Source organism: Micromonospora sp. WMMB482, from assembly GCF_019038635.1.
Taxonomy (GTDB): Bacteria; Actinomycetota; Actinomycetes; order Mycobacteriales; family Micromonosporaceae; genus Micromonospora; species Micromonospora marina.
On the sequence record NZ_JAHOPD010000020.1, the window covers coordinates 2,159,368 to 2,180,347 of the forward strand.

Consider the following 20,980-nt stretch of genomic DNA (forward strand, 5'->3'; position numbering starts at 1 on the left):
CTCACCGTGCACGCCGCCTGCTGCCCATGCCATCGCACCACGCGGCCGTCTGCACCGGCCGGATGACGCAATCCGCTGAGGCCGGATCCGCCACGGATCCGGCCGCTGTTCACCGCCCTGCCGGTGCCGTCCCCGGTCACCCACAACGACCGGAGGGCGGCACCGCACTGCATCGATCGGAAGGAACCCCGAAATGGCAACCAGAACCATTGTCGTGGTCACCGACGACCTCGACCACAGCAGCGACAACGTCACCACCCACCACCTCGCTCTCGACGGGGTGGTCTACGAGATCGACCTCGGCCCGGATAACCTGCGGCGCCTGCGGGAGGCGCTCGCCCCGTACACCGCCGCCGGCCGCCGGACCGCCACGCGTGCCTCGGGGCGCGGGCCGGGGACGCGCTGATGGCGCATCACCTGATCGCGGTGCTGGTCCGCGCCACCGCCACCGTGCACACGATCGATGCGCACCTGACCCGGCCGATGCGGCTGCTGGCCCGCCATCTCCCCATCGACGGATACCGGCTCGGCGGGCAGGTCACCGGCGCGTGGGACCCGACCTACCAGCCGCACGCCGACCCGAGCAACTGGCGCGCCTGCGGCACGTGCGGCGGCACCACCCGCGTCGGTGACGTCACCTGCCCTGACTGCGCCGACGCCGACGCCGCGGGCCGGCGGCCCGGCACAGTGGTGCCCTGGGACCACACCGACTGGGCGCCGTACGCGGGGGACATCGTGGCGTTGCCGCGGCTGCTGCATCCCGGGTGGCGGTTCCCGGCGGGCCGCACCCCGGTCGCCTGGGTCGACGCCGCCGGGGTGGTGTGGCTCGACACGGACCACGCCGCGCCCACCGGCACCGACACCGGCGCGGTGCCGCCCCGGCTACTGCAGGTCTTCCGGGATCTGCTGCACGAGCGCCGCGACCCGGGCACCGTGCCGGCCCGTCGCACGCCCAGCCCGGCCGGCTGGGCGGTCCACCAGCGGCGGTATCCGGGACGTTCGTGGCGACCACGTAACCGGTTCAACCCGAACGCCTGGTCGGTGGCGGTGGTCGATGCGCACTCCTGACTACCTGCCCCCGCGAGGCAGCACGGCGGTGTTCTCCGGGCCGTGGCTGCGCTACCAGCCCGCCCCCGGCGTCGACCGCTACGTCCTCGGCTATGTCGCGGTGGTGCTGGGCTGGTGGAACGGTGCCGTGGAACTCAGCGTCGACGGCGCGGCCCTGCACGCTATCGCCGCCTCGTTCGACGGGATGGCCGAGTACGTGGGCGGGGACTGGCGCAGTGTCGACCTCGACGACGGGGTGCTGACCGTTTCCCGGCCGCTGTCGCTGGGCGGCGGCGTTCACCGGGTCGAAGCCGTTGACGGCCGCTACCGGATCGGGTGGGGCCTGCCGTGGCTGGCAGTGGATCCGCGCCGCTGCGACATCGTCGTCGGCGGCACCTGAAGCCGCAGTACGCGCCGCGCGAGTTCCCGGGTCCGCGCGCACCGCCGGCCACGACCGCCGCGCCGCTCCTCGGCCGGTGGCGGCCGACGCCGCATGCCGACGGCGTCCACCCCACCTTCTGGTGCCCGGCCTGTCCACACCTCTCACACCCTCTCAAGGAGAACAACCATGGTGCTCGAACCTCGAACCCGGGACGCGCTGATCCGCGCCCTCATCGATGTCGAGGCGGCGCACGAACGTCGCGGATGGAACCTTGCGCCCACGCTGGTCGGCGTGTTCGACCTGCCGCCGTCATCGCCGCGTCAGGGCGTGCACGTCGACGCGGGACTGTTCGGCCCGAACGTCTGGCACGACCGGGTCCTCGCCCACGGCGACCCGACCCTGCCCCCGGGCGTGATCCTGCACAGCCTGGCCGACCTGATCGCCAGCCCGGCCGCGCGCCCGAAGCTGCGTGCGTGGCTGAACCTCGGCGGCCGGCGCTGCGTCGCCTTCGCTCTGGTCTTCGAAGCATGGGCCGTCCAGGGGCCGCTGAACTACCGCCCCGGTGACCTCGCCACGGCGCCGCCGTCGGCGCGCATCGAGACCCGCGTCGTCGCCGCCGTCGACTGCGACGGGCAGCTCCATCAGATCTCGCGCGTTCGCGGCGAGCGGCAGGCCACCGTCAGCCGACCGTCGCAGCCGCCACCGGGCATACCCCACAGCCGGATCGCGGCCGGCCTCGACCGGTTGATGGATCTCGCCCGCACCCACTAGCGGCCACCACCTGCTGATCCGCTCACGGGCGTCCAGGCAGCAGCTTCCCGGGCCGGATCCGGTGCGGCATCCCGTCGACCGGGCCCCCGGCCGCATGTGATCACCCGTCTCCGCAGCGCGCGGACACCGATAGCCCGCGCGCCCCGGCAGACGGGGCGCGCGGGCTCCTACCCCTCGACGAATGGGAGGAAACCCGCATGAATCCTACGGCCACACCCGCCGGCCCGAGCGCACCTGTCGGCAACCGGCGGCCGGGCTACCTGTACCAGAAGGTCGCCGCGCACCTGGCCGCTCACCCCGATCAGGTCTTCACCGTCGGTGAACTCACGAAAGTCCTCGACGTGCCCTCGACCGGGGCGGTGTACGAGGTGTTGAAGAAGATGAACGCCGCCGGCTACGCCACCCACCTGACCGGCCCGCACCGCTACCAGATCACCCAGGCCGGCATCGACGCCGCCGGTACGATGCCGCCGCCCGCCCCGCGCACACCCCGCCAAGGACAGCGCGGGACGGGTCGACGGCAGCCGGTCACCCGACCCAACGGCGAGTTTTACTTCCCGCGCAAGCTGGCGGGGGCCACCGACGTGGACGTGCTGCAACGGCTGCGGGACAAGCGTATCCCGGTGCTGCTCTACGGCCCGCCCGGCACCGGGAAGACCGCCCTGGTCGAGGCCGCCTACCCCGACCTGCTCACCGTCGCCGGCACTGGCGACACCGTCGTGGAGGACTTCCTCGGCAACTTCATCCCCCTGCCGGACGGCGGCTTCGAGTTCGTGTACGGCCCCCTGGTGACCGCGATGCGCGAGGGGCGGGCGCTGCTGGTCGACGACGCCACCCTCATCCCGCCGAAAGTCCTCGCCGTGCTCTACCCGGCCATGGACGGCCGCCGGGTCATCACCATCCCCGGCTACCGCAACGAACGCGTCGAGGCCGCCGACGGGTTCTACGTCGTCGCCGGCCACAACCCCGGCGTGCACGGCGCGATCCTCACCGAAGCCCTCGCGTCCCGCTTCGACGTGCACATCGAGGTCACCACCGACTGGGACCTCGCCCGTCACCTCGGCGTCCCCCGGCCCGCCGTCGAGACCGCCGTCGCCCTCAACGGTGATCTCGCCGCCGGGCGGGTCAGCTGGGCGCCGCAGCTACGCGAGCTGCTCGGCTTCACCCGCGTCAGCAAGACCCTCGGCGTCGTCGCCGCGGTGGCGAACCTCGCCGGCCGCGCCCCCGCCGAAGACCGCGACCACGTCCTCGCCGTCCTCAAGGCGCGCTTCGGCGCGGACGTCATCCCGCTGACCCTCGGCAAGCAGCGCTAACCCGGAAGTAGACCTACTCCTCCCGATTAGGGCCGCTTCGCGTAGCGGAGCGACAAGGACTAACCCCTCATCCTGGAAGGACCACCCTCATGCCTCATCCCTCCACCCACCGTGGCACCGCGGCGGGCACCGCACCGGCCAGCAGCCCGGACTGGCGGGCATGGAGCGACGCCTGGACCCGGCACCTGCCTACCCTGACCGGCCGCCACGACCTCACCGTCCACGTCGCTCCCGGCGCTGGCGGCGGCGCTCCCGCACGCCTGCTAACCAAGGCCCGCCGGGTCGAGGTCGACGCCACCTACATCGGCGCGCCCGACATCACCGACCCCTACAAGGCCGGTCACAAGAAGGTCGTGCCCACTGCCTACGGGCTGCTGGTCCACGAGGCCGCCCACGGCGCCCACAGCCTGTGGGACACCCCGCCCGGCACCCCGCCGGTCGTCGCCGACGTCGCCGCCGTGCTCGAGGAGTCCCGCGCCGAGAACCGGCAACGCGGCCGACGCCGCGGTGACCGCCGGTGGCTGCGCCACACCGTCACCACCCTGATCAACCCAGACGACGCCCCCGTGGACGACGCCTGGCACGCCGCCCATCTCGCCGGTCTGCTCCTGGCGCGGGTCGACGCCCGCATCATCACCGCTAAGGACATCCGAGGCGTCCGCGCCGCCGTCACCGCCGTCCTCGGTCGCAAGACCCTGCGGCAGCTGCGCGACATCTGGCGGCACGCGCACACCGTCGACGACACCGACGCCAACACCATGATCGACCTCGCGTGGCGGTGGTGCCACGTCCTGGGCATCGACCCCCACCGCCAGCCGCAACCCCCGCAGCCGGATGCTGGGCAGTTCGCCGGCCGCCTCGCCCAAGCCCTCACCGATTACCTCGCCCACGACCTCGGACTCACCCCGGCTCAGTACACCGACCTGCACATCCAGTCCCAGCACGACGCGCCGGCGGCCTGGACCCGCCGCGATCCCACCGCCGCCGAGCGGGCCGCCGCGACCCTGCTCGCCGCCCGACTACGCAAAGCCCGCACTCACGTTCCCGAACCCGACAGCCGCCCCAGCCCTACACCACCGGGACGGCTGCGCACCCGCCACGCCATCACCGCCAAGGCGCAGATCGCCTCCGGGAGCCTGCCCACCGCCACGCCCTGGCAGCGCCGCACCCAGACCCCGCCGCCGAAACCCACCCTGCACCTGGGCGTACTCGTCGACACCTCCGGCTCCATGCGCCCCTACGCCGCGCCGATGTCCTCCGCCGGATGGATCCTCGCCCACGCCGCCCGCACCAACCAGGCCACCACCACCATGATCGGCTTCGGTTCACGCGCCACCGTGCTCGTGCCACCCCGCCAGCAGCCGACCCAGGTCCTGCAGATGTCCGCGCTCGGCGGCACCACCGCGTTCCTCGACGCGGTAAAACTCGGCGACCAGCTCCTGCAGCTGCGTCAGCCCGGCGGGCTGCGGATGCTCGCCGTCGTCTCCGACGGCGACCTGCCCGACATCGAGCCGGCACAACGACTCATCACCACCCTGCACCGATCCGGATGCGCGGTGCTGTGGCTGCGACCCGTCGACCTGCCCGGACACACCTTCACCCACACCACCACCCTGCTCGTCGACGACCCGATCCAGGCCGTCGACGCCATCGCCGACGCCGCCGTCACCACCCTCGAACAGGCGTAACCCATCGCTCGCCCACTGCCGCCCGCCCACTCCGAACGTGAACGGCTGCCCGACCTGATCGCGGCGCCTCTCGCCCTCGGATAGCCGCCAGCGCCTTCTCGACGAACCAACCAAGCAGCTCCACGCCCGCGACGGATACCGATGACACCGACACCAGACGGCACTGCGGTGCAGCGCCGGCCGCGACCTGCCGTACGGAGCCGTGGCCCACCAGGCGCCCGCGTCCTCCCCAACTGACCCACCAGTCCAGTGATCTCGTCACGATGAACGGAGCACGAGTGTTCACCCCACGGCAACAAGCCATCTCGTACTGCCTGCACGCCATGGACCAGCACGCCGACCGCGCCTACCCGTGGCCCGGTCCGACCCTGCTGGCGGTGCTGCGGGAAGCCCCGGTCCCCGGGCATCCCGACCCGACCGCCCGGCACATCAGCGTGGCCACCGCTCCCACCGCCGCGACGGACCTGGCGAGCACCGACGACCCGGTCGCGGTGCTGCGTCACGCCGCCGCCCACCTGCACAACCCGATCGTGCAGGCCACTTTCGTCACGGCCACCGGTCCAGTCCGCATCGTGGCCTGGGTGTTCATGCACGCCGCCGTCACCGACGCCGTGGACCCACCCCAGCGCGTCCGGCACATCTCGGCTGTGGACGCCGACGGCACCGCCTACCTCCTCACCCGCTTCCGCGACCAACCCGAAGGCCTCATCGCCATCGACGAAGACCCGCAGGCCGGCGCCAGCGAAATGCTCGACCTGCTCCGCACGCTGGCACGGATGCTGCACCCCGGCACCTGAACGGCCCTTCACGGTAGCTATCCCGCCCATCCGCAGCCGTCACGCCTGCGCACCGGACGCGCCGACCATCTCGTCACGGTACGCGCTGACCTGATCTGAACCGCATCACACACGGCCGATGCCCGGCCACCTCGCGCACGTCGCGCACCCGCCCGGGCACGGCCGTACGGCCGTGCCCGGGCTTCCCCCTCGACGGAAGGAACCCCGGATGACTCAACCGCACAATCCGATCACCGCGATGACCGCCGCCCCGGCGCTCACACCGCCACGAGCGTCTCAGCCCCGCATCGCCGTGGTCGGTGGCTCCCTGACCGGCGCCACCTGCGCCCTGCTCATGCTGCGGGCCGGCCTCCCGGTCACCCTGTACGAGGCTGCTCCCTCCGCGGCGCCGCGCGGCGGAGGGCTGATCGGACTGGAACACCCCGCCCTGGACGTCCTCGACCGCCTCGGCATCAGCCAGGACGAGATCGTCGCGCATCCCTCCGAATCGGTCCTGGAAGTCACCGTCCGCGCCCGGCAGCCCATCCACACCGCCCGGCGCCTGTATCCGGGCCGCAACACCACCTGGTCGCTGCTGCACCACGCCCTGACCCGCCGCCTACCCGCAGGTGTCCTGCAGACCGGACGACGCGTCACCGGCCTCACCGAACACGGCGGGCGCCCGCACCTGCTGTTCGCCGGCCGCAGTCACGAGGCCGCGGACCTGGTGGTGTTCGCCGACGGCCGGGCCTCCACCGGCCGCCGTCTGCTCGACCCCGGGCGGCGGCTGCGCTACGCCGGCTACGTCGCCCACCGCGGGCACACCGACAGCACACCCGCGCAGGTGCGGGACTTCCTGCGCCTGGAACCCGGGCCCGGCTGCCAGTACAACGTCGCCCCGGTCCCCGGCGGGCTGGACTGGACGTTGTACCTCGCCTGCAGCGCCACCGACTACACCCACTGCTTCGGTGCCCCGCCGCACCGGCGCACCTTCGCCCTGCCCCGCCACGTCTCCGGCACCGCCCGCGCCCTGGTCGACGCCCACGCCGCCCTCGTGCTGCCCGCCCCGCACGCCGCGACCGTGCAAACCACCACCGTGCGGATGGCCGCGCCGGTGATGGACATCGACCCGCCCACCCGCATGGCCTGGCCCGTCGGCGCCGGCTGGGGCGGTGCTGATCGGCGACGCCCTCGCCCCCGTGCGCCCCCACACCGGCCGAGGCGCCAACAACGGCATCGAACAGGCCGCCGCCCTCGCCACCGCCCTCACCCAGCACCACCGGTGGGGCGCCGATCTGCCCACCGCCCTTGACGGCTGGCAACGCCGCCAGCTCCCCGGCGCCATCACCGCCCTACGGCAAGGACCGCGTCTCGGCGCCCACCTCGGCAATCACCAGCCCTGACCACCACACCGCCCAGGAGTCTCTGCGATGACACTGCACCTCTACTTCGACCTGACCGCGACGCTGCGGCTGGCCGAACACGCCGCCGCCGCCAGCGAGCACGTCCCCAGCCTCGACGAACGGCACGACGGGGTTTCCTGCCCCGGGGCGTTGGAGTGGGTCCACGACCACGGCGTGTACCTGATGTCCAACGGCCTGCCTCGCCTGACCGACCCAGGCCGGCCCGGCGCGAACCTCACCGTCCACGCCCACGGCTGGAACCCCCGCCTCGACGGACACCGCAGCGACCCCGACCTCGGCGGCGACGACTTCGTCGAACACCTGCACCTCACCGACGAACCCCGTCCGCTGATCGAGGAGATGCGGCGCGCGCACGCCGTCGGCTACCAGTGGCTGGACCTGGTGGTCCAGACCAGCACCTTCACCCACCGGTTCACCCGCACACCCCGCCTCGCCTGACCAACCCAGCCGACGGCCCCGCCCCGAGCAGCGGCGGGGCCCGCCGGGCACCGCGCCACCGGCCAACCCCCACCAGCACCACAACCCTTTCCACCTCGCTGATCCGCGACCGAACGCGGTCGCGGATCAGTCCATTTCTGCGGAGGAACTCCCGTGTCCGACCCCACCCACGCACCCGGCACCCCCGGCACGACAGCGGCCTCATCCAGCGGCACCACCGCGGACGCCGACAGCCTGGCCTACCCCATCTCCCCGGAATACGTGAAGTCATGGACGCCCGTGCGGGCGATCTCCGAACTGATCGCCAACGCCCTCGACGAGGACCCTAACGCGGCGGTCAGCTGGACCGACGGCATCCTGACCATCGCCGACGATGGCCCCGGCATCCCCGAAGAGGGCCTCATCCTCGGCATGTCCAGCAAGACCGACGAGCAGATCGGCCAGTTCGGCGAGGGCAAGAAACTCGCCTGCCTCGTGCTGGCCCGCAGCCCGCACATCGGCGCCGTGCGGTGCGACACCGTGTCCTACGGGTTCGTGCCCACCGTCGAGCGCCGCAAGCTGCTCGGCGGGCTCATCCCATCCCGCACCCAGCACGGCAGCGAAGTCCTCGTCTACCACTTCCACCCCAACACCCGCACCAGCGGCACCGTCTTCACCATCGAATGCGGTCGCGAGCTGGCGCAGGAGGCCATCGGACGGTTCCGCGCCCTGGCCGAGCCCGGCTACCAGCCACCCGCCTCGCCCGGCGTGTGCGTGCGCGACGGCGAACCGGGACGCGTGTGGATCGGCGGGGTGCTGGTCACCCGCATGCCCGGCTTCCTCGCCTCCTACGACCTGTCCCTGGACCACAAGGCGCTGCAGAACCGCGACCGCACCGTCGTCGAGGCCGCCGCGCTGCGCACCGCGGTCCGCGACATCCTCGCCGGCAGCGACGACCCCTCACTCATCGGCCTGTTCGCCCGGCACGTCCTCGACGGCGGGAAACTCCGCGAACAGGAACAGTTCTTCACCGCGGTGAACCTGCCCCGCCTCCGCGCCGCCTGGCGGACCTGGGGACGCGCCAACCTCCCCGAGAACACCTACTACACCATCCCCGGCGGCGAGGAAGCGGCACTGGACCTCAAGGACAACGGCTACACCGAGCTGTCCACCACCGGCCTGGCCGGCCACCAGCAGGCCGCCGTGATGGGTCTGCTGGGCGTGGAGATGGCCCGGGCCCGCCAGCAGCGCCACCACACCCGCAACCGCAACCGCACCAGCTGGGTCACGCTCAAGGCGTTGACCGACACCGAACGCGAGGTGCTGCGCGACAGCTGCGAACTGGTGCGCCGCGCGATCGGCCCGTTCGCCCTGGACCGGGTCAAGGTGTACGACCACAGCGACGAATCCCCCTGCGCCGAAGGCTTCTACCGGCCACTGACCGGCGACGTGGCCATCCACCGCGACGCGCTCACCGACCGGCACCGCACCCGGCTGGTACTGCTGCACGAAGCCGCGCACCGCGTCGCGCACCGCGGCGGCGGCCACTGGACACCCGTGCCCGACTACTACGACCGCAGCCGCGGCTTCGAACACATGCTCAGCGACTTCGCCGCCCACCTGCTCGGCCACCTCGCCCACGGCAACGCCCTACCACCCCTCGAACCGGTCAGCGGCGATAGGCAGGACAGCACCCCGAAGGCCGGCACACCCGGCAGGCGGGGCCGCCACTGGCGGGCCGACGACCCGAGCGTGCCCGCCGTCCGCCGCGAACTGGCCCACCTGCTCCTCGACCAACTCCCGCACGCCCTGGCCGCCGGCGGGTTCCGCGACGCCAAGGACATGGTCGCCTCCACCGCCGTGTACCCCGGCTACTGGCGGCTGCTCACCAACCCCCGACCCATCGGCTACCGTCCCATCCGCGGCGACCAAGCCGGCGACTACGACAACGTCGCCCTGCTCGCCGAAGCCGCCGGCCTGCACCCCCCAGTGGTGTGGCTCGGCTACCACCTCTGCGAAGGCCCCATCCGCGGACGCCGACGCGAAACCTGGGGCCGCCCCGGACCCTGGACCGCCAAGACCCGCGCCGCCGTCACGCGCGCCTGCACCGACCTGACCGCACTCGGCGGCGTCTACGCCGAGCAGGTCCCCACCATCCAGGCCCTCGCTGACGGCACCACCGCCGCCCCGCTCGACGACGACACCTGGCACCAACCCGCCCGCACACTCCTGGCCACCGAACGCCGCCGCCTCAACCTCACCTGAACCGAACTACCAGCCGTTCACTCGCCCCGCGACGCAGGCGCGAGGTAGCCCACCACCGCCCGCTCAGCGGACGGTGACACCTCAGCCAGCGACACCACACGCGGCGTGACAGTCCCGCCTGCCCCACACCGGCGCGCCGAAGTGTGACTTCCAGGCGTAGGTGTCACCAGCCGCGCCAAGGGACCTGGACGCGGGCGGCGGTTTCGAGCGGTAGTTGTCACCAACGCTCAGCAATAGTTGTCACTTGGACGGGGCGCCGAGTACGAGTTGTCGCCGTCGAGGCCGGGACGCCCGAGCGGCAATCCGACGCTCAACCACGTAGCGTAGGCCGCAGACAACGCTTGAACGCTGTCGTATAGATTCCGGCGAGCGCGCTTGCGCGTTGGGCCTGTGAACCGGAGCAGTTCCTCGACAGATGCAGCTCTGGTGTTCCCGTGTCGGGCGTTCTGGAGCACACTGAGCTGGTGCATTTCGATCAATGCCAGCTGACGGCGCGCCTGGGCGTCGCCCTCGTCGACCAGTTCGTGCATGAACATCTCCAATGGATCTTCCGGGAACAACCGGTCAGTGATGTTGGCATCGATGCGATCATCGAGCAGCGCACTGCCGGTAGGGCGACAGGCCGTTTGATTGGTGCGCAGATCAAGAGTGGATCATCGTGGTTTCGTGAGCGGACTCCCGACGGGTGGGTGTACCGAGGAATCCCCGAACACCTTGACTACTGGTTGGGGTACGAACTGCCGGTCCTACTTGTCCTGGTGGACGTCGACAACAAAGTCGCTTACTGGGGCCACATCGAGGCTGGGCAAGTTGATCTGACCTCGAATGGCTGGAAGATCGTCATCCCGGATCGGCAACGGCTGGACGCGACGGCCTGTGGTCCCCTGAGTGCGATCTGCTCCAGAACCCGCCAACCGACTCGCCCGATAGGCAGCACCCTCCAGCACCAGGCTCAGATGACTACTGCAAGTGCCACGGCTCCGTCGGCTACCCCCGGCCCCAGGAATCCATTGTTGCCGGCGGGCCAGAGGATGGCTTTGCTAACACTGATGTCTATCGGCAAAAGCCCAGCCAGCAGTCGGGAGCTACAGGACCGTTGCGGACTCACCATCCTCAAGCGCGATCGTGACGCTCTCACCGATCTCGGCTTGGTCGACGTGCGCAAGAGCGGCCCTAGATTGTTTTTAGAACTAACCGATCGGGGGTGGGCATGGTGCGCGCAGGAACTCGGCGAACCACAAGAGCCGAGGCCGAGAAACGCAAATGCCGCCCTGTCGGCGATATCTATAGGGATTGACCGTTACATGCGAAGGAATATGCTCGCGCCAGCCGACTTGTTCGCTGACGATGACCGGCGATGCGACGAGTGCGGTCCTCGACATTAGTCACCCTTCTCGTCGGAGCGCCGACATTGATACGGCCCGCTTCGGATTCCTTCAACCAGCACGTCGTTCGACGACCGAGACGTCGCGTTTCGCCAGCGTGTTCACGCGGGCGGCCGGTCGGATCGCCGGGGTCGGGGTGGCGCGGCGGGTCGATCGCTGTGGTGACGGCTATCGCTGAAAAGTGACAGCTAAAACAGGAAGTCACACGAAGCGGAGCAGGCGGCACCCCGCCATGAGGTCGCGACGACTTGATCAAAACCGGAAGTCGAGCGTCACTGCACCTGGCCCGCCACCGCCCACGGCAACCCGACGGCGTGCACCCCGGACGCCAGCCGCGGACGGAGGCGGCCACCCACCACGCCCGCAACGGAAAGGGAGTACCGCTCATGGCCCGTCACCGCCGCGCGATCCCCCACACGGTCACCGACGTCCTGCTCTGGCTCCTCGCCACCGACGTCGCCGCCGCCCACCAACCCCACCCCCGCAACCCCGGCCGATGCACCAACCTGCGCTGCACCGACCAGGCGTACCCCTGCCCGCCCGCACGCGACGCGCACCGCGCCCAACAGGCCGCCACCGCCGCCCCCCGCCCCCGCGCCCGCGTCGCCTCCGCCCTCACCGGCTGGTTCCGGCCCTCCCGCACCCACCCACGCGCCGCGTGAACTCTCCCGAGATCACACCATCGGAGGTGCCATGACCTTCCGCCACGAGCCGAACGCGGTCGAACCTCCGCACCCCGACTCAAGGGATCCGACGTCGTCGACTGGCACAACGCCGACACCGGACGCCACAGGGCGTCGTCATCGGGCGTCGCCCCTGTTGAAAGGCAGACACCATGGAACAGACGTCCCATCTCGGCGACGATCCCGCCGAATTCAGCAGGCCCACGACGAGCGAGCTGATCTCCATCAGCCTGGCGATCGAGAACCGCTACGAAGGCGGCGACATGATCCCCACCACGGTGGCCGGCGCTCTCATCCCGGCCCCGCCCGCTGACGGCGACGCCGATGCTCAGGACGCCTGGGAGTACGAGCACATTTTCTCGTTCACGGGCACCGGCCGGACCAGCGGCAACTCCTGGTACGACGTGACCGTCACCGCGTGCAGCGACCCGTCGCTGATCGGAAAGACCTATGAGTTCGGGTACTGACGCACCCCTCACCCGTCGCCGTGCCCGAACCGGACGCCCGACCCCGACGGCGTGTGCTGCTTCGAGGAAGGTGGCGTTGCGCTGAGGAATATCGCTGGACGACGGCGAGAGCTACGACGACTACCACGGCCCCCATGCTGACCTCGAAGTCCGTACGGCAGCTTCGAGCAGCCTGGCCACCGCTCATCCCACAGCCGCGACAGCGCGACGATGTCAACCACATCGCCGGTCATCGACTTGCGCGGTGTATCTCCGTTTCCCTCACTTTCAGGCATCCGCACGATTGATCCACTCCACGGTCGCGAACAGGTTCGGCCGCGCAACCACGAGGGCGGCCTCAATGAGTGCGGCCTCCCGCGCATCCTCGATGACCTCCCGCACGGCTTGCCGAAGTCGAGCGACTCGTCGAGGCGCTCGTGTCCGCTCCAGAACGCGCCACCGTCGATGACCGCCCACAGCTGGAAGTACAGCACCGCCTGATCGTGGTCAGCCAGGTCGTTGACGACGTCCACAAGCCGGGCAGCCGGCCAGGCCCGCTGCATGCTGCCGGGTCGAGTCGTTCAGCAGCCCGATAAGCCGCGCGATCTCGCCCGCCACAACCACGAACTCTGCCGCACCAAGCGGATCCGCACCAGCGAGGTTGCGTCGCAGCACGCACAGGCGCAACCCATCCTCTCAGCCGTCGCGGACGCGTACGTCACGAGCGCAAGCTGCGCAAACGGCTCGGCGATCTTAATGCTGCGGCCCGCACCGTGCGCCGGGATCCACGACATACCAGGGCCTGGAATGCGGCGCTGCCCCAGGCGGTTCCACTCGCATCCCGCGGAGGGCCGACGCCGAACGGCCTCGCTGCCGCCCCCGCGACTTGACCATCCCGCGCCATCGAAGCGTGCATGCATCGCGTCCTGACCGACCCCGGGTCCGGACGCGGTACGACGCTGCCCAACACAAGGAGTTCCTCATGCGTTACGGCACCGACGACCAACATCCCTTCGACACCGACAACCGTGCCTGGCGGCGCCTGCACGACGTCACCAGCGAACACTTCGACGTCATCACCTGGAACCGGGAACCGGACGGACGGCCGGTCTTGCTCACACTGCGCGACATGCGCACCGGCGACACCGTCACCCTCGCCGTCCTCGACTCCCTGGAGATCCGCGACCCGCACGCGCTGCTCGCGGTCCACACCAGCGGCGACCTCGCCGCCCACGGCCCCACCAGCGGCGCCGAAGCAGCCCACTCCTACGCCGCCACGCTCGCGCTCGACAGCACCACGCTCGCCGTGACCAGGCCCGTACCGCTGCACGACCCCGCCGTCACGGATCTACCCGCCACCGGGTGGGTCGACCTACCACCCGGCCTCGCCCCGATCCTGCGGCCGGCCCTCGACGACGCCCGCACCGCCGTCCTCGTGCTGCTCGACCGCGCCGACGGCTGGCTCGCCGCCGTCGGCCCGTTCCCCACCCACGCCGCCGCCGACACGTGGCAACCCGACGGCGGACCCGGCCGCGCAGCCGACCGGCTCATCGTGCCCCTGCACCCGATCACCATCGAGCAGGCCCAGCCGTGACCAGCATCCGACCCCTGGCACACCCAGAGCTTCCGCCGATCGTGGCCCTCGACGTCGATGGGGTCCTCAACCCCGTCAACCCGGCCTACGCCGCAGCGCTTGGCTACCAGCCGCACCGCTACGACGGTCTCGGACCCGACGGGCAGCACGTCGCCGGCACCGTCTGGCTGAACCCCGACCACGGGCCGTGGCTGCGGGAACTGGCCGAACACGCCCAACCGGTGTGGTGCACCAACTGGAACCACCTCGCCGCCCAGTGGATCGCCCCACGACTCGACCTGCCGACCACCTGGCCGCACGTCCCCGTCCAGGCGGGCGGGGTCCGCTTCGGCCACCAGAGCAAACTCACCGCCCTCTACCCCTGGGCCACGCGACGGCCACTCGCCGTCCTCGACGACGAGTTCGGCGGCAAGGACCGCACCACCGCCGACCAGCGCACCGCCGACGGCGCACCCACCCTGCTCCACCGGATCGACCCGTACGACGGGCTGCGCCGTACCGACATCGACACGGTGCTGACCTGGCTGCGCCGGCTCTGACCAGGCCACACCGGCGCCGCCCGGGCGCCGAGGCCTTCCGCTCACTCGGATTCGCGGGGCCCTCATCGACGGATGCGGGCCCCACGCGGTTACGCCAAGGAGTTGATTATGGACAGCATGTTCGATCCCGTCGACGAACCGGGTACCGACCGGTCACCCCGGCTCAGCGTCGGCGACCCGGATCTGCGCAAGACTCGCCTGCTCGCCCGCGAGTGCTCCACCTGCATCTTCAAGCCTGGCAACCCGATGCACCTCGACCCCGGCCGGCTCAAGCAGATGGTCGCCGAGGCGCGGGGTGCGGCGGGATACATCATCTGCCACTCGACGCTGGCCTACGCCGGTAGTCCGGTCCCGCCCCCGGTCTGCCGTGGTTTCGCCGACCGCTACCGCACCTGGCAACTCCAGGTCATGGAACGGCTCTGGGGCTTCGTCGACGTCGAGCCACCCGACCGGACTCCGCCCGTACGCCCGAATGACCAGGAGACAGCACGTGCCAAACACCGACGACTTCCTCCAACGCCAAGACCGGATCATCGACACCATCGGCTGGGCCGTCACGTACGTCCTGCCCACCGACGACGACCCGGACACCACCGCTCCGTTCGCCTACACCGTCGGGCTCACGGCCCACGACTACCCCGAACTGATCACCGCCGGGCTGCCACCCGAGGTCGCCCACAGTCTGCTCAACGACCTGGCCCGCCGGGTCGACGACAAGGCCGAACGGTTCACTCACGGCCAGCGCATCAGCGATCTCATCGCCGGCTACGACGCGATCATCATCGACGGGCCGCCGACGGACGACCTGTTGCCCGGGTTGGCGATCAGCCGCTACGGCCGCGACCAGATCCGCCTCCAGCAGCTGGTGTGGCCCGACCAGCAGGCCCGGTTCCCCTGGGACCACGGCTACAACGTCGCCCCGCAGGCACAACCGCTCATCGCCAAGCTGTAACAGAGCACGCCAACTGCGGTCCGCCGGGATCCGGGCACCCCTATCGGCGCTCGGATCCCGGCCACGACCGGGTGCGCTCGCCTACGTCGGCTCGGGCTGTGGGTGTCGCCAGCGATGTCCACGCCGTCACCGGGGTCAACACCGATAGCCAGTCACTGAGCGTTAGCGAGCGGCCGGCTCTTCTCGGCGGCTCGGCGGGCCTGGAGTGAGAACACGGGGCCTTTCGTCGTCCGCCGTGCCGTGCGTTTGGGATAGTTCGCGTGGTCTCAGCCAGCTCCCTGCCGTAGTTCACCCTGCAGCCGCCCGGCTTCCGCTCGCCATGGGGGTCAGCGGCGGCGCTGGCGGGCTGAGCGGCCGTTGGCACGTGCGGCGCGGCCCGGCGTTGCCGGTTGCCAGTGGCGGCGTACGGTGCGTTCAGACTTGCCGATGCGTACGGCGACGTCGGCGGGTTGCAGCTGCGGATCGTGGTGTCGCCAGTAGGCCACGGCAGCGGCGGTGCTGGTGTCTGCCGGCGGCGTCGCAGCATGTTCCTCGGTGCCGGCGCCGCGTTGATCATCCGCCTGCACGGACTCACGGTTCGTCTCGGTCTCGAGGTCGGCCATACAGGTGCGGGACTTGCCTTCGGCCGCCGGTGCGGGCACGGCTGAGCTGTCGCCGGTGACCGGTGCGGTGCCTGGCTCGGTGGCGAGCGGGAGTGGCTGCGGCGATGCTCCGGTCACTGGTTTCTCGCCCTGACTGGCGGATGCAGTCGGCGCGGCGCCCTGAGCGGCTGCCGCGTTCGAGGGTTCAGCGATCTGCGACGTCGGTGCCGGCAGCGACATGGTGTCATCGGGGATGGTGGTGGCGCGGATGCGGGCGCTGATCTCGACGAGGCTGACGCTGGCGACGATAACGAGGCCGTCGACGGAGAGGGGTAGGAGGTACGCGGCGCCGTAGCTGTTCTCGCCGTAGCGAGCGGCGACGCCGGCGAGGTGCCAGTAGGACACCCACGCGGCGATCGCCGCGATGCAGGTGGCGGCGGTGACGCGGATCGCGCCGAGCTGCCAGCGGTGGTGCGGCACGCGGGAGATCAGCTCGACGGTGAGCAGCAGCGCCAGGGGTGGCCAGGCGGCGATGATCTGGCTGATCGGGTTCGGTCGGGCGTGTAGGACGTTCGCGGCGACCGACGCGGCGACGCCGAGGGTCAGGGTGGCGCGTACCGCCCACCGCAGCAGGCTCAGCCGCCCGGTCTCGCGGGCGGCGGCGGGTGCCGCAGAGCTGGCCTGCGGGGCGGTGTGGGTCATGCCGACCGACGGTCGGAGGGCCGCGGGAGGTGCTGGGGCCTGATGCCGTCGATGAGCTGGTGGGCCAAGTGGAGGGTTTCCTCGGTCGGCTCGGCGTCGATGTCGTTGAGGCGCTGGGTCAGGGTGCGGCGTAGCGCGCGGATGGCGTCGAGGTCGCCGAGTGCGGCGTGGGCGCGCATGGCCTGTTGGTAGAGCTGTTCGTTGTAGGGGTGGTGGGGCAGGGCGGCGGCGCAGACGGCGGCTTGTTCGTTCGGGTTGTCGTGGTAGGCGTCGAGTAGTGCGGTGACGGCGTCGAGGGCGTCGCGTTGCGCGGTGTGCCGGTAGGCGTCGAGCCACTCGTAGTCGCAGCCTTCGGCCAGGGGCCGGTAGTGGTCGACGGCTCGGCGCAGGGCGGGCAGCCGGGTGTGGTCGTTGCCGGGAGCGCGCAGGGCGGCGCGTAGCCGCCACAGGTCGATGTCGAAGCGGTCGGGGTTGAGGCGGTAGTGGTGGTGGGGGTTGGTGAGGTAGCTGCCGGGCCCGGCGTGCTGGCGTAGGACGGCGCGCAGGTCGGAGACATAGGTGTGCAGGCGGTGCAGGGCTCTGCTGCTGGGCGCCTCGGGGAGCAGGTCTTCGAGGATTTCCTCGGTGGAGGCGGTGCCGTCGCGGGCGGCGAGGTAGACGAGCAGTTCCAGCGATTTGGTGCGCAGCCTGCGCGGGTGGCTGGCGTCGACCAGGGCGGGCCGGCCGAGCACGGTCACTTTCACCCGCTCGACGCGGGCCGCGGCGCTCGCGCCGGCGGCGGCTTGCTCCGTCTGCCACGGCGAGGTGTCGGGATGTGGCGGGTCGTCCGCGGCAGGCTCAGCCCGGCTCGCGGAGGTGTCGTCGGCGCCGGCTTCGGGAGTCCGGGCGTCGAGGGCGTCGGTGGGTGATTCGGGTTCGGGGGGTGCGTTCGGCGTCTGCGGCTCGGGGTGGTTGCCGGTGCGGGCGGTGTCGGGTTGGCCTGCGACGTCGTCGCCGGCTGTGTCGGGTTGAGGGCCGGCGGCCGTGTCTGGTGTTTCGGGGTCGGGTGGTTCCTGGTCGATGGGGCCGGGTTCGGGTGTCGTGGTGCGGGTGGCCGGGTCGTGGTGCGGGTCGGGTTGTGGTGGTGCGGGTTCGACAGGCGCGGGTGCGGGAGGGTGCCCGGTGTGGGATTCGGCGAGGGTGCCGAGCAGGTCGACGGTTTCGGTGGGGTCGAGGACGGCCAGGCGTCCGACGTCGGCGGGGTGGGGGCCGTGGCGGGCGTCGGTGGGTGCGCGGGTGACGGTGCCGTCGGCGGCGACGATGGCGTTGTCGCCGTCGGGCCAGGCGCCGAGGAACACTGCGTGGATGTCCAGGCGCTGGCCTTGGGCGAGCAGCGCGGAGATGCGGGTGCGTCCGTGGCGGCTGCTGGCATCGGCGATGAGCATGATCGGTGCGAGGGTTTCCTCGGATGGGTCGGCGGCGCGCACGGCGTCGACGGTGTCGACTTCGTGGTCGTAGACCAGCCGGCTGCGGTGCAGGGTCTGGTGTTCCAGGGTGGTCAGGGCCTCGTCGAGGTCGGCGGTGACGGTCAGCCGTGGGGTGCGGGGCAGGTCGATCGCGGCGGCGCCGAGCAGGGTAGCGGCGGTGCCGGCGGGAATGATCACGGTGGGGCGGGCCTCGGGGGGCTCGTCGCCGCTGGTGGCGAGGGCGGCGGTGAGGAAGCCGCGAGCGGCGGCGTCCGCGCCGGGCCCGGTCAGGCCCAAGCCTGCGGGCGGCCACACCGCCGACAGTGGGTGGGCCAGAGCCGGCGCCACCGGCCCGGCATCGAGACCGGCGAGGCCAGCGGTCGGTGTTGCCGCGACGGCGCCGACCGGTGAGGTGGTGGGGCAGATGTCGGCGTCGTGGTCACCGCCGGGCGGGGCGTCGACGGCCTCGCTGTCGTTGGTCTCGGGCGGGTCCAGGTGAGGCAGGTGAACGGCGGTGGCGTCGGCGTGCAGGCCGCGTCGGATCTGCCGTACGACGCGGGGTATGGGCGCCGCCGCGGGTTCGCCGTCGGGTCGCGGGCCGGGCGGTGTGCGTGGGCGGTAGCGGCGTTGCCGGTGCGCCCAGACCAGGGCGACCGCGGCGATGATCGCCGCGGCGAGTCCGACGTCGATCCAGCTGCCGGTCGGCAGTGACACTCCCCGGTCGGCTCTCGACGGCCGGCTGCTGCCGTGGTCTGGGGTGGCCTGTGTGCTCTCGCCGGGAGCCACGGTGCTACCGGAGGGGGCGGTGGCCGGGGGTGGGCTGCTGGGCGTCGGGGCGGCCGGTGCCGGTATGGGCGGCGCTGGGGGTTCGGGTGGTGGTGCTGGCCGGTGGGGGCGGTGCCCGGCGGGCGGGGTGGCGTCGTCGGGCAGGTCGAGGGTCCAGCCCGGGTGGATGATGTCCGGGTTGCGCAGGGTGCCGCCGACGTGCGGGTAGTGGGTGCCCCGGTTGAGGGCGAAGATCTCCGGCCAGCGGTCGGCGTCACCGAGCCACTGCTGGGCGATCTTCGACAGGGTGTCGCCCCGGCGGACGGTGTGGGTGTACTGGCGGCCGTTGGCGACCAGCGTCACCGGGATGTCCGCCAGGGCGCGCGCTTGGGCGGTGCCCGCCGGTGACGACGACGTTCGTGCCGTGTCGGCTGTCCTGGCGACGGCTTGCTCGTCGGTACCGGTCGTGACGGCGGCGGCTGCGGTGGGCCGCGCGTGGGCGGCGGGGGGCGCGGTGGCGGCGTGCGCGGCGGTGGCGAGAACACTGCCGGTGATCATGGTGACGAGGAGGGTGGCCAGGCCTCGGGCCGGAGTCAGCGCGCGGGGCTGGGGCAGGCGTCGGCCGGTGAGGGCGGTGGCGAGTTCGGCGAGCAGCGACCACACGAACGACGCCCACGCGGCCCACAGCAGGGCGGTGAGCACGGTGAGGATCATGTCGTCGCTCAGGCGGCCGGTCAGGGTGGTGACGACGGTGTCCCAGGTGGGCGGCTGGTCGGGCAGGGGCGGTTCGGTGAAGCGCAGCAGCAGGTAGGGCGGGCCGGCGAGCAGCAGCAGCGAGAAGGCGGCTGCGGCGGCGCGGCGGACGACGCCGGTCAGCGTCGCGATCACGATGGCACCTCCTCGGCGCGGGGGAAGGGCTTACTCGGGGGCGGTGACGCCGGTTGCGGGTGCGGCTGTCGCGGTGGCGGTCACAGGGATGCTGGTGACGCCGACCAGGTGCAGCAGCTGCGTGCGGTGGCCGGTGGTGACGGTGACGGTGACTGCGTCGGTGGTGGCGGACACCGCGCCGGGTTGACCGGCCTGGGCGAGGAAGGCCCGTGCGGCGGTGGTGGCCGCGGCGGGGTCGAGCCGGGTGGCGCCGGTGGTGCGGTGGGCGGTCAGGTCGAGTTGGCCGGCGCCGGCGCGGGCGGCGGCCTGCGCGGTGTCGTAGGCGGACACCGTGGCGGCCATGGCGGCGCCGAGGTCGAACACGAGGCCCGCGAGGATGAGCACGATCAGCGTGCCGACCACGGTCCATGGGGTGATCTGTCCCCGGTCGTCGCGTGGCCGGGTGGCGCGGCGGCCGGTCACGGCCGCGCGCCGAACGGGTCGAGGGGTTGGTGGGAGGTCGCGGAGATGCTCACCGTCCCGGGCAGTCCCAGCCCGGAGAGGTCCTCCAGCCGTACACGGCAGGTCACGGTGGCGCTGACCTGCCCGCCGGGGGTGAAGGTGCCGGGGTCGATGGTGACGGTGGAGGGCTGGCAGGTGGTTCCCCGGGCGGTGAGCGCGGCGGAGGCCGCGTCGGCGCCGCTACGGCGGGCTTCGGCGGGTGTGTCGGCGAGAGAGGCCCGGCGGGAGGCCGCGGCGGCGGCGGAGTGCACGTCGATCGCCGCGGAGGCCAGCCGCAGGCAGGCCACGATGGCGAGGACCGCGAGGACCATCAGCGGGACGTAGCCCAGCGCCAGTTCCACGCTCACCGAGCCCCGGTCGGCGGCCGGGCCGGCGCGCCGGCGGGCGCGGGTTCTGCTGGTGGGAGGATGTTGCAT

19 protein-coding genes and 1 pseudogene are annotated in these 20,980 nt (G+C 71.8%); 16 read left to right on the plus strand and 4 right to left on the minus strand.

The genetic code is table 11. From position 1 onward, the window contains the following. Nucleotides 1–193 precede the first annotated feature (193 nt). The 16 genes and pseudogenes from KSK32_RS10980 (at nt 194) to KSK32_RS11055 (ending at nt 15,682) form a co-directional block, all read left to right on the plus strand. On the plus strand, nt 194–406 hold the full coding sequence (locus tag KSK32_RS10980; RefSeq protein ID WP_216930941.1) for a histone-like nucleoid-structuring protein Lsr2: 213 nt from the start codon (nt 194–196) through the stop codon (nt 404–406). Then, nucleotides 406–1,068, plus strand: coding sequence for a hypothetical protein (locus tag KSK32_RS10985; protein WP_216930943.1), 663 nt, complete (start codon nt 406–408; stop codon nt 1,066–1,068). Before KSK32_RS10980 ends, KSK32_RS10985 begins: the two co-directional genes overlap by 1 nt. Further along, entirely contained in the window at nt 1,055–1,447 is a 393-nt protein-coding gene (locus KSK32_RS10990) for a hypothetical protein (protein WP_216930945.1), read from the plus strand. Before KSK32_RS10985 ends, KSK32_RS10990 begins: the two co-directional genes overlap by 14 nt. 168 nt (nt 1,448–1,615) lie before the next feature. Then, nucleotides 1,616–2,200 (plus strand): hypothetical protein, encoded by a 585-nt coding sequence (locus KSK32_RS10995; protein WP_216930947.1) that lies wholly within the window; start codon nt 1,616–1,618, stop codon nt 2,198–2,200. Between the two features lie 197 nt (nt 2,201–2,397). Continuing rightward, nucleotides 2,398–3,513, plus strand: coding sequence for an AAA family ATPase (locus KSK32_RS11000; protein WP_216930949.1), 1,116 nt, complete (start codon nt 2,398–2,400; stop codon nt 3,511–3,513). Nucleotides 3,514–3,602: 89 nt separating this feature from the next. After that, nucleotides 3,603–5,201 carry a VWA domain-containing protein gene (locus KSK32_RS11005; protein WP_216930951.1) on the plus strand — a complete coding sequence of 533 codons (1,599 nt, stop codon included), beginning with the start codon at nt 3,603–3,605 and terminating at the stop codon, nt 5,199–5,201. A gap of 278 nt (nt 5,202–5,479) precedes the next feature. Continuing rightward, a complete protein-coding gene (locus KSK32_RS11010; RefSeq protein WP_216930953.1) occupies nt 5,480–5,998 on the plus strand; it encodes a hypothetical protein in 519 nt (172 codons plus the stop codon). Between the two features lie 208 nt (nt 5,999–6,206). Further along, nucleotides 6,207–7,380 (plus strand): annotated as a pseudogene (locus KSK32_RS11015) (FAD-dependent monooxygenase). A 27-nt stretch (nt 7,381–7,407) separates the two neighbouring features. Next, complete coding sequence (locus KSK32_RS11020) at nt 7,408–7,839, plus strand: DUF3085 domain-containing protein (RefSeq protein ID WP_216930955.1); 432 nt, start codon at nt 7,408–7,410, stop codon at nt 7,837–7,839. Nucleotides 7,840–7,992: 153 nt separating this feature from the next. Continuing rightward, on the plus strand, nt 7,993–10,083 hold the full coding sequence (locus KSK32_RS11025; RefSeq protein ID WP_216930957.1) for an ATP-binding protein: 2,091 nt from the start codon (nt 7,993–7,995) through the stop codon (nt 10,081–10,083). 434 nt (nt 10,084–10,517) lie between these two features. Then, entirely contained in the window at nt 10,518–11,468 is a 951-nt protein-coding gene (locus tag KSK32_RS11030) for a DUF4365 domain-containing protein (RefSeq protein ID WP_216930959.1), read from the plus strand. Between the two features lie 386 nt (nt 11,469–11,854). Further along, nucleotides 11,855–12,130, plus strand: a complete 276-nt coding sequence (locus KSK32_RS11035; protein ID WP_254187013.1) for a hypothetical protein — start codon at nt 11,855–11,857, stop codon at nt 12,128–12,130. Nucleotides 12,131–12,303: 173 nt separating this feature from the next. Beyond that, nucleotides 12,304–12,618 (plus strand): hypothetical protein, encoded by a 315-nt coding sequence (locus tag KSK32_RS11040; protein ID WP_216930961.1) that lies wholly within the window; start codon nt 12,304–12,306, stop codon nt 12,616–12,618. A gap of 961 nt (nt 12,619–13,579) precedes the next feature. Further along, nucleotides 13,580–14,191, plus strand: a complete 612-nt coding sequence (locus tag KSK32_RS11045; protein ID WP_216930963.1) for a hypothetical protein — start codon at nt 13,580–13,582, stop codon at nt 14,189–14,191. Next, on the plus strand, nt 14,188–14,730 hold the full coding sequence (locus KSK32_RS11050) for a hypothetical protein (protein ID WP_216930965.1): 543 nt from the start codon (nt 14,188–14,190) through the stop codon (nt 14,728–14,730). The genes KSK32_RS11045 and KSK32_RS11050 overlap by 4 nt, the downstream gene beginning before the upstream one ends. Before the next feature lie 490 nt (nt 14,731–15,220). Beyond that, nucleotides 15,221–15,682, plus strand: a complete 462-nt coding sequence (locus tag KSK32_RS11055; RefSeq protein ID WP_216930967.1) for a DUF4262 domain-containing protein — start codon at nt 15,221–15,223, stop codon at nt 15,680–15,682. Between the two features lie 326 nt (nt 15,683–16,008). Here the strand turns inward: KSK32_RS11055 and KSK32_RS11060 are convergent, their stop codons facing one another. From KSK32_RS11060 to KSK32_RS11075, 4 genes are read right to left on the minus strand one after another with little or no spacing between them, the layout of a single operon-like run. Continuing rightward, nucleotides 16,009–16,965, minus strand: coding sequence for a DUF2637 domain-containing protein (locus KSK32_RS11060; protein WP_216930968.1), 957 nt, complete (start codon nt 16,963–16,965; stop codon nt 16,009–16,011). Further along, a complete protein-coding gene (locus tag KSK32_RS11065) occupies nt 16,962–20,063 on the minus strand; it encodes a BTAD domain-containing putative transcriptional regulator (RefSeq protein ID WP_216930970.1) in 3,102 nt (1,033 codons plus the stop codon). The genes KSK32_RS11060 and KSK32_RS11065 overlap by 4 nt, the downstream gene beginning before the upstream one ends. A gap of 30 nt (nt 20,064–20,093) precedes the next feature. Beyond that, nucleotides 20,094–20,525 (minus strand): pilus assembly protein TadG-related protein, encoded by a 432-nt coding sequence (locus KSK32_RS11070; protein WP_216930972.1) that lies wholly within the window; start codon nt 20,523–20,525, stop codon nt 20,094–20,096. After that, on the minus strand, nt 20,522–20,980 hold the full coding sequence (locus KSK32_RS11075; protein WP_254187015.1) for a TadE/TadG family type IV pilus assembly protein: 459 nt from the start codon (nt 20,978–20,980) through the stop codon (nt 20,522–20,524). The genes KSK32_RS11070 and KSK32_RS11075 overlap by 4 nt, the downstream gene beginning before the upstream one ends.

Excerpts from the sequence above, each read along its gene's own strand:
- KSK32_RS10980 (WP_216930941.1), top strand. The coding sequence starts at position 194 with ATGGCAACCAGAACCATTGTCGTGGTCACCGACGACCTCGACCACAGC.
- KSK32_RS10985 (WP_216930943.1), top strand. The coding sequence starts at position 406 with ATGGCGCATCACCTGATCGCGGTGCTGGTCCGCGCCACCGCCACCGTG.
- KSK32_RS10990 (WP_216930945.1), top strand. The coding sequence starts at position 1,055 with ATGCGCACTCCTGACTACCTGCCCCCGCGAGGCAGCACGGCGGTGTTC.
- KSK32_RS10995 (WP_216930947.1), top strand. The coding sequence starts at position 1,616 with ATGGTGCTCGAACCTCGAACCCGGGACGCGCTGATCCGCGCCCTCATC.
- KSK32_RS11000 (WP_216930949.1), top strand. The coding sequence starts at position 2,398 with ATGAATCCTACGGCCACACCCGCCGGCCCGAGCGCACCTGTCGGCAAC.
- KSK32_RS11005 (WP_216930951.1), top strand. The coding sequence starts at position 3,603 with ATGCCTCATCCCTCCACCCACCGTGGCACCGCGGCGGGCACCGCACCG.
- KSK32_RS11020 (WP_216930955.1), top strand. The coding sequence starts at position 7,408 with ATGACACTGCACCTCTACTTCGACCTGACCGCGACGCTGCGGCTGGCC.
- KSK32_RS11035 (WP_254187013.1), top strand. The coding sequence starts at position 11,855 with ATGGCCCGTCACCGCCGCGCGATCCCCCACACGGTCACCGACGTCCTG.
- KSK32_RS11040 (WP_216930961.1), top strand. The coding sequence starts at position 12,304 with ATGGAACAGACGTCCCATCTCGGCGACGATCCCGCCGAATTCAGCAGG.
- KSK32_RS11045 (WP_216930963.1), top strand. The coding sequence starts at position 13,580 with ATGCGTTACGGCACCGACGACCAACATCCCTTCGACACCGACAACCGT.
- KSK32_RS11060 (WP_216930968.1), bottom strand. The coding sequence starts at position 16,965 with ATGACCCACACCGCCCCGCAGGCCAGCTCTGCGGCACCCGCCGCCGCC.
- KSK32_RS11075 (WP_254187015.1), bottom strand. The coding sequence starts at position 20,980 with ATGCAACATCCTCCCACCAGCAGAACCCGCGCCCGCCGGCGCGCCGGC.